Genomic DNA, 11,919 nt, shown 5'->3' with positions numbered 1-11,919 from the left:
CCCGGCCTATGAAAAGGGGAGCGCACGTGCCCAGGCGCTCGCGATGCCCGCCAGCACGGGGAGCACGGGTCAGCTGTCGACCGGCCGTTCCCCTCTGAGTACCCAGCGGCCTCATGAATTAGCCCAGCGGACACCAGCTGGCTGCACGCGTGCCGTGCCTCACGGGTGTCCCGACAGGTCCACGACTTCGAGCTTCAAGTCACCGATGGGGGCGTGCGGATAGGTCCGGACGGATCCGGCCGACGTGATCGGGATGGGCGTCTTACCCACCATCGCGACTCCGGTGCTGCCGGGCAATGAAAAGGTCGTTTGCTGTTGCAGGATATCTGTCGTGGTGTGTATGACGACGAATCGAACACCCGCCTTGGGTGTGATGCGCAGCCTCCCCACCAGACGGACCGGCTCACCCCAGGTGGGCGGCTCGTAACGCATGAGGTCAGTCGAGATGACCTTCACGGTCCTGTAGTCGGCGTCCATCAACGTCAGCACCGGGTACAGGATGTGGGTTTCGTCTCCGCTGGCGTGCCAGTACTTGTCAAGATAGCTGGAAAGCGCCAGGCCGTAATCAGCCTCAGTCGAGGGCAACGCAAAGGCCTGGAAGAAGCTCTTGCCGCCGGTGAACACGAAGGCAGGACTTGCCCCATCGAGCTTGAACTTGACGGTCTGGCCAACGGCCAGGGGGCTGTACGGCAGGCCTCGCACGTCCGCGCAACAAGGCTTCGCATCCTGGTATGTGCCCATGGCGGCCTGGATAGGCGTGCCGCATCCGACCATCATCGCGGTGCAGACCGCGAGTGCCGCCACTCGCATGACAATGCGCTCGATTTGTCCCATTGCTCCCCCACGTGAATTCGGCCTATCGTAAGCGGCGGGATACAGCTGCCGACTCGGGGCAAACGCTTGATCTGAACGGCGCTGTGGGCCGGGTATCTGCGCCGATTCCCGCAGCCGCCAGGAAACGATCCTCTCGCTTTGGCCATGCCTGCTCCCGGCCAGAAGCAGCCGTAGCTCGAGTGCAGAGGTCGCTTCGATGCGACTAGCGCGCTGGCCAAGCGCCTTAGCGTAGCAATGCTGCTGACTATTCCGCGGTACCTGAGACAGCGCGGTCGGCAGTAGCATCCGACAATGTCCCCACATCACTGGAGTCGCCTCAACCACATGCAGGTGGGTAGGTACGGCAAATACTTCGTGAAGATGGAGCTCACACTCCAAGGATTCGAGGTCTACACGAGCGAGGTGGACGATCGTGGCGTTGACTTCGTCATGCGCCGCAACGGGGGCAGCTTCTACGACGTCCAAGTCAAGTCCGTCCGCGGCTATAACTACATCTTCGTGCGCAAAAAGCGATTCGATATTGCTCCGAATCGGCTGCTAGCCGCCGTGCTCCTACACGAGGGTTGCGCGCCTGACCTCTATCTGATACCTGTCACGGCCTGGCTGCAGCCGAATCAGCTACTCGTGAGCCGAGACTACGATGGGAAGAGGAGCGCACCCGAATGGGGCTGAACCTATCGGTAAAGAACCAGTCACTGCTCGAACCGTACCGCTTCGAAAGTACCGTGAAGGCCCTCGCCTAGCAGTTCTGGCCGCGACGCACGAGCGCATCGAGAGTCGCCGATATCGCTTCAGGAGCAAAGTTGGGGCGTAGATGTGCAGGCGCGGTTTAGGAGCGGCAAGAGACCTTAGCGTTTACCGCGGTCGCGCCCCCTACCTTTTTGCCGGCGCCCCTTTGCTGATAGCCTTCTTCGTCCAGCGCAGCGGCTCAGGCGTGGTGAACTCCAGGACAGGCGCCCTGTTCTGGTAGATGTTCACCTGGACGAGGATCTTCTTGGCTTTCTCGGCCTCCGCTACGAACCGCGAGGCATCGCGTATGAACAGCGCCGTGCTGTCGTGGTCGGCCGTCCAGGCACCGATTGAACAAGCAGGTAACCGTGGTTGCTGCCTTGGTAAGGGAAGCTCAGCGATAACTCATTGTCGCTCTCCATCGTCGCGTACCGCGACTCCTTGGATGTCATCTTGTCCTGCTGCGTCTGGTACTCCCAGCCATCGGCGCTAGCCGCACCTGCCGTCAACGCGAAGACGCATGCAATCAGCGCCTCTTTTCCCATGGCATCTCCTCTGCTGCGAGCGCAAAGCAGTCATTTTCGGCCTGCCGAAGTTGCTGGATCTAGGGGATTGCCCGGCGCGCGGGATGCGCATCGCGAGCCGGGAAGCCGCTCGAGCAGAACCGTGATTGCTGCGAGCCCCTCACCTATCTGGTAATTCCTCTCCTCTGCTTTTACTTCGAGCCACTGGAAACATTCCGCTCAACGAGATTCGCCCGGATCTGCTCGTACATCTGCTCCAGCGACATAGATCCCGCGTGCACCTTCGCTTGAAGGAAGCGGCACTGTTGGGCGGGCAGCACGTACGCGGTTCGGATCTTGACGTGCTGCGCGTCGGACAACCAGATGTCACTCATGCGCAACTTAGGTCGTCTACTCAGCTCGCGGCCGATCGCCGCGCACGCGGCAATCAAGTAGACCTTTCTGCTATCGTCGTCGTCGAAGATCGGCTGCTGGGCGATAAGGAGCGCGGACTTTATTGGCTTGTCCGCGTTTGAGGGCGCGCACATACTTTGGAACCTAGCCTCGATGGTCTCCACATCGCGCGCGACGGCATAACAAAAGTCGTCGACCTGCGCCGCGCCCGCGAAACTTGGGGCGAATGCGAATGCGAACAACACTGGCTTGATCAAAGCGGGGCCTGCAAGCGGGAGCGAGTTCGATTTGAGTCGCGCGCCGCGCCCAAGTCCATAGGGCGAACCTGTGACTGCCTAAGGAAGCCGAGATCGATTCGTTAGCTGAGCAGCAAGTTCATGGTAGATGCAAGTAGCTCAGGAACCCGGTACATAGATAAGAAGGGATCCAGCGCAAGCGGCGCAGGTACGGTCTAGCTAGAGTGTGGTCACTTGTAGAGTCGGGCCACCGGCAGCCATCATTCGCGGCGTTTCGTTTCGTGGTGCAGCCGGGCGAGCAGCCTGACGGGAACGGATCTGATGGAAGATGCCCTGATGCGCGCAGAGAAGCGCTTGTGAGCCGCCAGGTCTGGTTTCGGCCACGAGCAGCCCTCACCCGACCGCGATTTCCCGCCTGCATCAGATCGGCACACCCATCCGGTATGCTGCGCGCCTCCCGGAACACCTGAACAGGTCAAACAACTGAATGAGTCGCGAAGCCATTGATGTCCTTTCCCACAATCGCGCTGCATGGGACCGCCAGGCTGCCGAGCAGCGCGAATGGTCACGACCGGTCAGCAGGGAAGTGATCGCCGCAGCTCGCAGTGGAGACTGGCGCGTGCACCTCACTCCACGTCCGGTCCCTTGCGATTGGTTGGGTGATGTTCGTGGCCAGCGCATTCTGTGCCTTGCGTCGGCGGGTGGCCAGCAAGCCCCCGTCCTGGCCGCGGCGGGCGCGCAAGTCACAGTGTTCGACCTTTCTAACGAACAGCTGCGACAGGATCGGCAGGTCGCCGCGCGCGACGGCCTAGAACTCACGACCGTGCAGGGCGACATGCGCGATCTCGGGGTGTTTGACGACGCCCAGTTTGATCTCGTGTTCCATCCCATCTCCAACCTCTACGTGCCGGACGTGCGCCCGGTCTGGGGCGAGTGCCATCGGGTGCTGAGGTCGGGCGGCAAGCTTCTCGCGAGTTTCTATAACCCCGTCGTCTTCATCGCTGACCGTGACCCGGTCTATGCCGAGAAGGGGCTGCTCCGGCCCATCTACAAGTTGCCGTACTCCGATCTGAAGGATCTCCCGCCTGACATCGTCCAAAAAAAGCAGGAGTCTGGCGAGGCGGTGGTCTTCGGCCACTCGCTCGCCGATCTGATCGGAGGGCAGGTGGCTGCCGGTTTCTATATCGACGGCTTCTACGAGGACGAGCAGCCGCACCCGCGCTTCCTGGTAGACCGGTTCATGCCTACGTTTCTCGCGACACGTGCAGTGAAGCGATAGAACGTCCTCGAAGCGTCGGCTCCTGGCCGGGAATGGCCGTTGGCGCCTCACCGGCCCGTTGATCAGCACAATGCGCTCACAGCAGGAGACCGACGTGCAGAGACCGGAACATGCTCCCAAAGCGTTCGAGGCCGCCTGGAATGCGCACGACATGTCGCAGCTAGGCGCTCTGTTCGAGGCCGACGCGACGTTCGTCAACCGGTTCGGCCACTACGTCAAAGGCGTAGCGGAGATCGTCGCGCTGCACGCCCCGATACACCAGACCATCTACATCGACTCAACGCTGCGTAATGAGTTGATTGACTGCGTCGCGCCCAGTGAGGGAGTGTCCATCGTGCACTTCTGGAGTCGGCTGCACGCAGGACCCGCCCATCCAGCGGGTCCGCACGACGTGGACACACTCGTCCTGGCCGTGCTGACCCGTCGTGGCGACGGATGGCGCATCAAGGCATTGGAGAACGTGACGCTCACGAACCCGAGAACGGGCGAGATAGTGCTCCGGAGGTGCTGATCGGTCATATGGTCCGATTCAGGGTGATAGGGCTGCTCCCGGCCACAAGCGGACCTCCTGCTTGACGGGAAGTCAATTGCGCTCGGGTTGGGCGTAAGTGCGGCGCAGGGCAAGCTGCCGGAGACAATGGCGGCGTTGACTCCGTGCGTTCAGCGGCCGGTTTCGCGCGCGCCGATTCCCTGGCGTCGGGTCACTGCGCCGTCAAGTAGCCAAGCCAGATGGTCGATAGGTTCGGTTGCGTCATCCACCAGAGTTCGCGCTGAGAGGTCTGTCCTCACCGGGCAGGCCTGGCGGTGCGCTGTCCGGAGGAAACTACGGGACGGAAAGCGCCGCAGTTTCAATGACTTTGGCGACTGCGCGCGGCTGCGAGACGAGCACGGCGTGGCTCGCGTTGACGAACGTGACCTTCGAGCCGGCGCGATGCGCCATCCATTTCGCACGCTCGATGTCCAGCGCGTGGTCCTGCGTGGCGATCACGGCGTAGCTAGGCTTGTCGTGCCATGCGGCGGCCGGCATCTTCACCGCGAACGCCGAGGCGGCCACCGGCATCTGCGCGTGCGCCATGAAGTCGGTTCGCGCTTTGGGCAGGTCGGCCGCAACGTCCTGAGCGAAGTGCGCTGGGTCGACGAAAACGAAGCCATCCTTGCTCGGGACCAGGTGCTTGTCTGCAGGAGGTTTTGGTGGGGCGACCTCCCCGGCAGTCTCGCCCACGTCGGGCTGCAGCCCCGCTACATAGACAAGCGCCTTCACCTTGGGGTCGGTCCCCGCCACCGTGATGATTGCGCCGCCATAGCTATGACCGACGAGAACGACCGGACCGTCCTGCTGGTCGATTACGCGCTTCGTGGCGGCCACGTCGTCGTTGAAGCCCGTGAGCGGTTGCTGCACCACGGAGACGCGGAAGCCGCGCCTAGTGAGCACGTCGTACACGCCGCGCCAGCTAGATCCGTCGATGAGAACCCCGTGCACGAGGACGATGCTGACGGGCAGTTCATGTGGCGCCGATTGTGCCGCGGGGCTCGTTGCAATCAGCAACGCCACCAGCACGGCGAAGAACTTGCGGGCGATGGTCATTGCGTGTTCCGGGACGGTTCTTCGAAGGCGACGGTGCCTGTCTCCAGCAGTGACTTCAGGTTGGACAGGATCTTCGGACAGCCCCCTGACACGGCTTCGACCAGCTTCGATCCCTCGCGCTCGACACTGTGGGTGATCGTGAGCCTCACCGCCTGCCCGGCGGGAACCAGCTCCATGGTGCACAGCGATGCCCCTTCGGCCTTCAGTTCAGGACGCATCTGGTGTTCCCAGCGGATCACCAGTCGCCGGGGCGGGTCCGCTTCGACGATCTCGCCGGCATCCCACACCTCGCCGCGGTCGTTCACCAGCTTCCACGAGGACCCCGGGGTGTAGTCGCTTTCGCAGTGCATTCCGAACCAGTACTTCTTCATGAACTCCGGCGCGGTCAGTGCCGACCACAACTTCTGCGGCGTGGTGCGGATGTAGGTGGCGTAGACAAAGGTCGATTTGGCCATGGGATTTCTCCAGCTTTTGATTCAGTTGTCCGCGAAGGGCTCGGTCAGCACGACGGAGCCGGTCTCCACAAGGGACTTCAGGTTGCACAGGATCTGCGGCCAGAAGAACGCGGTTGCTCCGATGAGCTTGGACGCCTCGCGCTCGATCGAATGTGTAATGGACAACTTCACCGCCTTGTCCACGGGTTGTAGTTCCATGGTGCAGAAGGAGTTTCCTTCCGCCTTGAACTCGGGGTTCATCTGGTTCTGCCAGCGGATCACCAGTCGCCGCGGCGGATCGGCCTCAACGATCTCGCCGGAGTCGATCACGCGTCCGTCCGGGTAGAGCATTCGCCAGGGCGAGCCCGGCTTCCAGGAGCTTTCGCAACGGACGCCAAACCAGTACTGCTTCATGAATTCAGCGTCTTCCGTCAATGCGGACCAGAGGCGCTCGGATGTAGTGCGGATGTACGTTACATAGACGAAGGTCGACCTAGTCATTGCTTTTCTCCAGTTTGCGTTTCAGATGTGAGAGCGCTTTCAGGCGCGGTTTCTCGAATTTGGCGATCCAGCGTTCGTAAATCTCCTGCAGGGGCACCGGGTTGAGAAAGTGCAGCTTTTCGCGACCGCTGCGCATGGTGGCGACGAGGTTGGCCGCCTCCAGCATTTCGAGGTGCTGCGTTACGCCTTGCCGGCTCATGTGCAGGTGTTCGCACAACTGGCCAAGCGACTGGCCGTCAACTGCATGAAGCTGGTCCAGCAGCTTGCGACGGCTGGGATCGGCCAATGCCTTGAACAGAAGATCGTCGTCGGGAGGGGGTTTCGCCACGCAGCACCAATAGGCAAGTCTTGACTTGCATAAATGATAGGCAAGCAAATACTTGCCTGTCAAGTGCGAAAAAAAAGTGCTGACTGATCGCAGTCACGTGTCCACGCGGCATGCGTGGTGGTCGGCGCGTGCGGTCTACCAGCGGCTCTCGCGCGCCTGCACGTATTCCTGTCGGAGATCTAGAATCTTGAGCAGCGCCGCGAACGGGAACTCCAATCGCGTGTGAACAACGGCTCGCCTGAACCTCTGTCTGATGACTAATGGTGCAACCACCTTGGCCGCCGCTCTCATCCGAAATATCGATGAGACAGTGCTGACCCGGTTCTCGAGGGAGCCTAACTACACTGGGGTCCGGGCTCGGGTGGCGCTGGGCACGGCTGCGCCAAGCTCGGTGCGTCGGTGAACATTCTTGACCCGGGCAAGCGCGGGTATCCGTACCACCTTCACCACGCGCAGGAGCAGATGTTCGTAGTCCTGGAAGGTCGCGGCTCGCTGCGCGTGGCTGGTGAAATGCTTCCCCTGAAATCTGGTGACGTCGTCTTCATCCCGCCTGGGCCCGAGTACCCGCACCAAATCATCAACTCCTCAGATGTGCCGTTGAAGTACTTGTCCATCAGTACGATGGAAACGCCCAAGATTTGCGAATATCCAGACTCAAGGAAGTTTCTTGCAGAGGGCAGCCTCGAAACGACGGCGCCGTTCGAAGTCATCGAACGGCGCGGCACCGGCCTCGACTACTGGGACTGGGAACTCTGAGGTCCTGTTTTGCGCCGGGCGTCCTCCAGATCGTGCCCAGAGATGCGAGTTCCAGCGGCCGCGATGAGCAGGAGGATGGCGACCGAGAGGACGATCGGCGGCAGGCCGAAATAGGTCAGACTCGTGACGAGAACGGCGCACTGGACCAGCGCCAGGCTCCAGGTAAGGGGCTTGGCCGAACTCTCACCGCGGTCTACGATCCCCGCCAGGATCCATGCAAGCGCGGCGCACAGGAGCAACAGGAAAGTGACGGTTAGCCCGAAGCCCCGATAGAAGCCGGCGTAGCTAAATGTCTGCGGGCCGACCTGGAAGGTGGCGACGCGCATGGCCTCGAAGGCTGCTCGGGCCTGAGCTGTCGGCGCAACGAAGAGCAGGAATCCTGCCGTGTGCCCGAGTGCGAAGATCACATACAGGGCCGCTACGGCCTTGAATAGTCGGGCTGCGGTCATGAAGCGAAGGGCCGCACGACGGCGCGCAAGAACGGAAGCACTTCCCAACGCATCCCAGGGATGCCCGCCAGGGCGGGGTCGGCATCCTTGAGTGCATTCAGCTCGTTCTCGTCCTTGACCTCCAGCGCCGCCATTCCCCATGGGCCCGCAGGATCGAGGACCGGGCCGAACATCACCACCCGACCGGCACGCAGGTGTTCGCCCCAATAGGCGGCGTGCCGCGCCATGACTTCGCGTTCCCGGGCCGTCGCGTCGCTGGCGAAGTTCTTTCGGGGCGGCACCAGGCGCAGCAGGTAGCGCCTTAACTCTGGTGCCGGCGCCGGAGCCGCGGACAGCCAGGCCTGCAACCACCCGAGGACCTTCTCCCAGCCGCCCGCATGCGACCGGCAGGATTCGGCCTGGTCACCATTGAATCCTTCGTGCCTCACGGTCAGCAATGTGCCGGTCTCGGCCGGCGCCAACGAATAGGTCAGTGTGGTGGGTTGACCGCCGACCCAGTCGGGACGCCAGGTCTGCACGATCCTGCGAGGTGGCTCGATGACCAGGTACTCGCCTTCGACGGCGAACGCGCGGCCGTCCGCACCGACACCGCTTGCCTTCCATCGGCCGCCCACGCGCAAATCGGCAATCCAGTCGGTGGTTCTGTAAGTGCCGGCGTCACCCCACCAAGCCGTTACTTCCTGGCTGGTCAGAGCGGTAAATACACGTTCCGGCGGAGCGGCAATCTCCACTTCGGCAAGGATGATGCCCGTGGACACGTCCGCCAATGCGCGAGCCTGTTGCTTCGACTTCATTTCTTCTCCAGGTGACGTTTGAGATTGGAAAGGCTTGCGCCCCAGAACACGCGGTATTGGTCGAGCCAACCGTCGACCTCGCGCAATGCGGTCGGGTGCAACTCGAAGATGTGTTCGCGTCCGACCATGCGCTCGGTGAGCAGCCCGGCCGTGCTGAGCACCTTCAGATGCTTGGAGATCGCCGGCCGGCTGTGGGGAAACGAAGATGCCAGCGCCGTGACCGAGCGCGGACCTGAGCGCAACTGGTCGAGCAACGCGCGGCGGGTCGGATCCGCGATCGCCTTGAAAACGTCGCGTTCATCGGATGACCTGAGACCTGCTTGCGTAACCATATGGTTACCCTATCATCGCCTCCGTCCAGGCACCTTGTCAAACGCAAGCCGATGGTTCCGGACAGGGGATGTCGAAATGGAAACTGCCCGCGCGACATTGGAGAGATGGCGCGCCGTGCCCCATCGATTTCAAAGGAGCATGTCTTGGAATATCTGCTGTTGATCCACACGAACCCGGCGACGATCGCCGCCCTGTCCGCTGCGGAGCGGGACCAGACTTTCGCCGCCTACATGGCGTACACGGAGGCACTCGGCAAGGCGCAGGTGCTGCGCGGCTCGAACCGCCTGCGACCGGCGTCCAGCGCTACCACCGTGCGCCTGCGCGAAGGCAAGACCGAAGTTCACAACGGTCCGTTCGCCGAAACGCGCGAGGAGCTCGGTGGATACTTCCTCATCGACGTGCCGGACCTGGACGTCGCATTGACGTGGGCGGCGCGCTGCCCGGCGGCAAGCCACGGCGCGATGGAAGTGCGTCCGGTCTGGCGGAGGGGCGAGGCCTGACAGCGCAAGAAGCCGCGGTTGCCGCCGAGCAGGTGGCACGGCGCAGCTACGGCAAGCTGGTGGCTATCCTGGCGGCGCGCACGCGAGACGTCGCCGGCGCCGAAGACGCGCTGGCCGAAGCCTTCGCCAGCGCGCTGGCTGAGTGGCCCGCGCGCGGCGTGCCGCATGCGCCGGAAGGATGGCTCCTGACCGTCGCCCGCCGGCGCATGGTCGATGCGGTGCGCATGCGTTTGCACGACGAGGCAGCGGCTGCGCAGCTCTCGATCCTCTCGGACATCGACGAATCGGAGGAAGGGTGGCTGCCTGACCGGCGGCTCGGGCTGCTCTTCGCATGCGCGCATCCGGGCATCGATCCCGCGGTGCGCGCGCCGCTGATGCTGCAAGTCGTCCTCGGGTTCGACGCGGCGGCGATCGGGTCCGCCTTCCTGGTCGCGCCTGCGGCGATGTCGCAGCGGCTCGTGCGCGCGAAGGCCAAGATCCGGCACGCGGGCATCCCCTTGGAGGAACCTGCACCTCGCGAAATGCCCGACCGGCTGGATGCCGTGCTCGCGGCCATCTACGCCGCCTACACGGAAGGATGGATCGACGCCGGCGGGACGGACCCGCACAGACGCAACTTGTCCGACGAGGCGCTCTGGCTCGCGCGCCTGACCGTCGCCCTGCTCCCTGCGGAACCGGAGGCGCTGGGCCTGCTGTCCCTGCTGCTGCACACGCACGCGCGCCGGCATGCCCGCCGGGATGCTGGCGGCCGCTACGTGCAACTGGCCGAGCAGAGCATGGCGAGTTGGGACGACGCCATGATCGACGAGGCCGAAGCGCTGCTGCGCCAAGCCAGCACAGCGGGGCGTCCGGGCCGCTACCAACTGGAGGCGGCCATCCAGTCGGCACATGCCGCCCGGCGCCGGGGGCATCCCACCGATTGGGCCGGCATCGTCCGGCTATATGACGGCTTGCTGGGCATGACGCAGTCGCCGGTCACCGCCATCAATCGCGCCGTTGCGCTGGCGAACGCGACCGACGCGCGGACAGGATTGCGGGCGCTCGAGGAGGTCGCGGGCGACAAGCGACTGGGCGACTACCAGCCCTATTGGGCGGCGCGTGCCGATCTCCTGGCACGCTGCGGCGAGGCGCGCGAGGCAATGCAGGCCTACCAGCGCGCTATAGGTCTCGAACAGGACCCGGCCGTGCGCGACTTCCTGCTGCAGCGGGCGGGGAAGCTCAAGTGCGGCCGAACGACGACCACGGGAGCGTCATGAACCTTCATCGGCACGCCGATCCAGCCTCGGCAGCAACCACTTGGCGCATACCGTCCATTCCTGCGATAGCGCTCGCTTGCGCCGTGGCGACTGCCGCCGCGGCGGACGCCGACCACGCCCGCGAACTGGTTGCCCGCTACCAAGGCACCTGGGAGGCCGACATCCAGTCGGTTGATTCCGCGTGGAGCAAGGCAGGGACACAACGATGGACGATCGACAACTGGTGCACGCCGGTGCGCGAGTTCTACACGTGCCGGCAGCGGTTCAACGATGCACCGCCGACGCTGACGGTCTATTCGTTCGCGCAAGCCGGCGGCAGGCATTCCAGCGTCCTGCTCGGTCTTGACGGAAAGGTCCTCCAATCAGGACCTCTGACCGCGCAAGGGGAGACGCTGACATTCCCCTGGGAAGTGGTGGACAGTGACGGCACGCGGACCTACTTCCGGATCCTCAACGCCTGGCGGGGGCCGGATTGCATCGACTTCCGCAAGGAGTTCTCGACGGACGGGGCGAGCTGGCACCTGATTGCGAGCGACCGGGAACGACGAGCCGGCGTGCCGCCCGTGCGAGGCAGCTGCGGTCAGTGAATTCAGAACGGAGGACGAACGATGGCTGAAGGAAAGATGGTGGCACCGGAGACGACCGCGGCGTTCCAAGACGTCGTCGACGCCTTTGCCGGCGACCAGGACGTCAGCGCGCCCGGCTCCGGAAGCAGATTCGGAGACCGGAACACGCTCAAGGTGAAGGGCCGGATCTTTGCCCTGCTGTCATCGAAGGGAGAGTTCGTGGTCAAGCTCCCGGCAGCGCGAGTGCTCGAGCTGATTGGCAACGGAATGGGAGGTGCGTTCGACACGGGGCACGGCCGCGCGATGAAGCAATGGCTCGTCGTGAAGGCCGGGCGCGGCCATTGGCGACAGTTGGCGGCCGAGGCGCGCGCCTTCGTTGGCTGAAGGCGGGCGCCCCTGCCGGCGACGATGTAGGTTTGGTG

18 protein-coding genes are annotated in these 11,919 nt (G+C 63.5%); 8 read left to right on the top strand and 10 right to left on the bottom strand.

The genetic code is table 11. The features are described 5' to 3' along the window. Positions 1 to 159: 159 nt before the first annotated feature. Positions 160 to 834, bottom strand: coding sequence for a MalM family protein (locus ACPWT1_RS07900; RefSeq protein ID WP_427914823.1), 675 nt, complete (start codon positions 832 to 834; stop codon positions 160 to 162). A gap of 360 nt (positions 835 to 1,194) precedes the next feature. Here ACPWT1_RS07900 and ACPWT1_RS07895 point away from each other — a divergent pair, with 360 nt between their 5' ends. Then, positions 1,195 to 1,506 carry a hypothetical protein gene (locus ACPWT1_RS07895; RefSeq protein ID WP_427914822.1) on the top strand — a complete coding sequence of 104 codons (312 nt, stop codon included), beginning with the start codon at positions 1,195 to 1,197 and terminating at the stop codon, positions 1,504 to 1,506. A gap of 341 nt (positions 1,507 to 1,847) precedes the next feature. Here the strand turns inward: ACPWT1_RS07895 and ACPWT1_RS07890 are convergent, their stop codons facing one another. Both ACPWT1_RS07890 and ACPWT1_RS07885 read right to left on the bottom strand, forming a co-directional pair. Next, positions 1,848 to 2,108, bottom strand: coding sequence for a hypothetical protein (locus ACPWT1_RS07890; RefSeq protein WP_427914821.1), 261 nt, complete (start codon positions 2,106 to 2,108; stop codon positions 1,848 to 1,850). A 170-nt stretch (positions 2,109 to 2,278) separates the two neighbouring features. After that, complete coding sequence (locus ACPWT1_RS07885; protein WP_427914820.1) at positions 2,279 to 2,725, bottom strand: hypothetical protein; 447 nt, start codon at positions 2,723 to 2,725, stop codon at positions 2,279 to 2,281. Between the two features lie 478 nt (positions 2,726 to 3,203). Here ACPWT1_RS07885 and ACPWT1_RS07880 point away from each other — a divergent pair, with 478 nt between their 5' ends. Together ACPWT1_RS07880 and ACPWT1_RS07875 are read left to right on the top strand one after the other, a co-directional pair. After that, on the top strand, positions 3,204 to 3,995 hold the full coding sequence (locus ACPWT1_RS07880) for a class I SAM-dependent methyltransferase (protein ID WP_427914819.1): 792 nt from the start codon (positions 3,204 to 3,206) through the stop codon (positions 3,993 to 3,995). A gap of 94 nt (positions 3,996 to 4,089) precedes the next feature. Next, entirely contained in the window at positions 4,090 to 4,506 is a 417-nt protein-coding gene (locus ACPWT1_RS07875) for a YybH family protein (protein ID WP_427914818.1), read from the top strand. Between the two features lie 312 nt (positions 4,507 to 4,818). Here the strand turns inward: ACPWT1_RS07875 and ACPWT1_RS07870 are convergent, their stop codons facing one another. The 4 genes from ACPWT1_RS07870 to ACPWT1_RS07855 are packed head-to-tail and all read right to left on the bottom strand — an operon-like array spanning position 4,819 to position 6,843. Further along, a complete protein-coding gene (locus tag ACPWT1_RS07870) occupies positions 4,819 to 5,580 on the bottom strand; it encodes an alpha/beta fold hydrolase (protein WP_427914817.1) in 762 nt (253 codons plus the stop codon). Then, positions 5,577 to 6,035, bottom strand: a complete 459-nt coding sequence (locus tag ACPWT1_RS07865) for an SRPBCC family protein (protein WP_427914816.1) — start codon at positions 6,033 to 6,035, stop codon at positions 5,577 to 5,579. Before ACPWT1_RS07865 ends, ACPWT1_RS07870 begins: the two co-directional genes overlap by 4 nt. Before the next feature lie 21 nt (positions 6,036 to 6,056). Next, positions 6,057 to 6,515, bottom strand: a complete 459-nt coding sequence (locus tag ACPWT1_RS07860; RefSeq protein ID WP_427914815.1) for an SRPBCC family protein — start codon at positions 6,513 to 6,515, stop codon at positions 6,057 to 6,059. Beyond that, the gene (locus ACPWT1_RS07855; protein WP_427914814.1) at positions 6,508 to 6,843 is read right to left on the bottom strand and encodes an ArsR/SmtB family transcription factor; all 336 of its coding nucleotides are present in this window, start codon (positions 6,841 to 6,843) and stop codon (positions 6,508 to 6,510) included. Before ACPWT1_RS07855 ends, ACPWT1_RS07860 begins: the two co-directional genes overlap by 8 nt. 399 nt (positions 6,844 to 7,242) lie before the next feature. Between ACPWT1_RS07855 and ACPWT1_RS07850 the strand changes: the two genes are divergently transcribed. Beyond that, positions 7,243 to 7,599, top strand: coding sequence for a cupin domain-containing protein (locus ACPWT1_RS07850; RefSeq protein ID WP_427914813.1), 357 nt, complete (start codon positions 7,243 to 7,245; stop codon positions 7,597 to 7,599). Here ACPWT1_RS07850 and ACPWT1_RS07845 read toward each other — a convergent pair. From ACPWT1_RS07845 to ACPWT1_RS07835, 3 genes are read right to left on the bottom strand one after another with little or no spacing between them, the layout of a single operon-like run. Then, on the bottom strand, positions 7,578 to 8,048 hold the full coding sequence (locus ACPWT1_RS07845) for an LIC_13387 family protein (RefSeq protein ID WP_427914812.1): 471 nt from the start codon (positions 8,046 to 8,048) through the stop codon (positions 7,578 to 7,580). The genes ACPWT1_RS07850 and ACPWT1_RS07845 overlap by 22 nt on opposite strands. After that, a complete protein-coding gene (locus ACPWT1_RS07840) occupies positions 8,045 to 8,842 on the bottom strand; it encodes an SRPBCC domain-containing protein (protein WP_427914811.1) in 798 nt (265 codons plus the stop codon). The genes ACPWT1_RS07845 and ACPWT1_RS07840 overlap by 4 nt, the downstream gene beginning before the upstream one ends. Continuing rightward, positions 8,839 to 9,174 (bottom strand): ArsR/SmtB family transcription factor, encoded by a 336-nt coding sequence (locus ACPWT1_RS07835; RefSeq protein ID WP_427914810.1) that lies wholly within the window; start codon positions 9,172 to 9,174, stop codon positions 8,839 to 8,841. Before ACPWT1_RS07835 ends, ACPWT1_RS07840 begins: the two co-directional genes overlap by 4 nt. 144 nt (positions 9,175 to 9,318) lie before the next feature. On the opposite strand from ACPWT1_RS07835, the gene ACPWT1_RS07830 reads away from it, so the two are divergent. The 4 genes from ACPWT1_RS07830 to ACPWT1_RS07815 all read left to right on the top strand — a co-directional run bounded on the left by ACPWT1_RS07830 (position 9,319) and on the right by ACPWT1_RS07815 (position 11,881). Beyond that, positions 9,319 to 9,675, top strand: a complete 357-nt coding sequence (locus ACPWT1_RS07830) for a YciI family protein (protein WP_427915523.1) — start codon at positions 9,319 to 9,321, stop codon at positions 9,673 to 9,675. Continuing rightward, positions 9,672 to 10,931: an RNA polymerase sigma factor gene (locus ACPWT1_RS07825; RefSeq protein ID WP_427915522.1), complete on the top strand. Its 1,260-nt coding sequence runs from the start codon at positions 9,672 to 9,674 to the stop codon at positions 10,929 to 10,931. The genes ACPWT1_RS07830 and ACPWT1_RS07825 overlap by 4 nt, the downstream gene beginning before the upstream one ends. An 83-nt stretch (positions 10,932 to 11,014) precedes the next feature. Further along, on the top strand, positions 11,015 to 11,518 hold the full coding sequence (locus tag ACPWT1_RS07820; protein WP_427914809.1) for a hypothetical protein: 504 nt from the start codon (positions 11,015 to 11,017) through the stop codon (positions 11,516 to 11,518). Positions 11,519 to 11,539: 21 nt separating this feature from the next. Beyond that, the gene (locus ACPWT1_RS07815; RefSeq protein WP_427914808.1) at positions 11,540 to 11,881 is read left to right on the top strand and encodes a hypothetical protein; all 342 of its coding nucleotides are present in this window, start codon (positions 11,540 to 11,542) and stop codon (positions 11,879 to 11,881) included. Positions 11,882 to 11,919: the final 38 nt, after the last annotated feature.

This window comes from Ramlibacter sp. MMS24-I3-19, assembly GCF_050320135.1.
Classification (GTDB): domain Bacteria; phylum Pseudomonadota; class Gammaproteobacteria; order Burkholderiales; family Burkholderiaceae_C; genus Ramlibacter.
This window is presented reverse-complemented; position numbering and strand designations above follow the sequence as displayed.

Excerpts from the sequence above, each read along its gene's own strand:
- ACPWT1_RS07880 (WP_427914819.1), top strand. The coding sequence starts at position 3,204 with ATGAGTCGCGAAGCCATTGATGTCCTTTCCCACAATCGCGCTGCATGG.
- ACPWT1_RS07870 (WP_427914817.1), bottom strand. The coding sequence starts at position 5,580 with ATGACCATCGCCCGCAAGTTCTTCGCCGTGCTGGTGGCGTTGCTGATT.
- ACPWT1_RS07890 (WP_427914821.1), bottom strand. The coding sequence starts at position 2,108 with ATGGGAAAAGAGGCGCTGATTGCATGCGTCTTCGCGTTGACGGCAGGT.
- ACPWT1_RS07840 (WP_427914811.1), bottom strand. The coding sequence starts at position 8,842 with ATGAAGTCGAAGCAACAGGCTCGCGCATTGGCGGACGTGTCCACGGGC.
- ACPWT1_RS07860 (WP_427914815.1), bottom strand. The coding sequence starts at position 6,515 with ATGACTAGGTCGACCTTCGTCTATGTAACGTACATCCGCACTACATCC.
- ACPWT1_RS07815 (WP_427914808.1), top strand. The coding sequence starts at position 11,540 with ATGGCTGAAGGAAAGATGGTGGCACCGGAGACGACCGCGGCGTTCCAA.
- ACPWT1_RS07900 (WP_427914823.1), bottom strand. The coding sequence starts at position 834 with ATGGGACAAATCGAGCGCATTGTCATGCGAGTGGCGGCACTCGCGGTC.
- ACPWT1_RS07835 (WP_427914810.1), bottom strand. The coding sequence starts at position 9,174 with ATGGTTACGCAAGCAGGTCTCAGGTCATCCGATGAACGCGACGTTTTC.
- ACPWT1_RS07865 (WP_427914816.1), bottom strand. The coding sequence starts at position 6,035 with ATGGCCAAATCGACCTTTGTCTACGCCACCTACATCCGCACCACGCCG.
- ACPWT1_RS07845 (WP_427914812.1), bottom strand. The coding sequence starts at position 8,048 with ATGACCGCAGCCCGACTATTCAAGGCCGTAGCGGCCCTGTATGTGATC.
- ACPWT1_RS07895 (WP_427914822.1), top strand. The coding sequence starts at position 1,195 with ATGGAGCTCACACTCCAAGGATTCGAGGTCTACACGAGCGAGGTGGAC.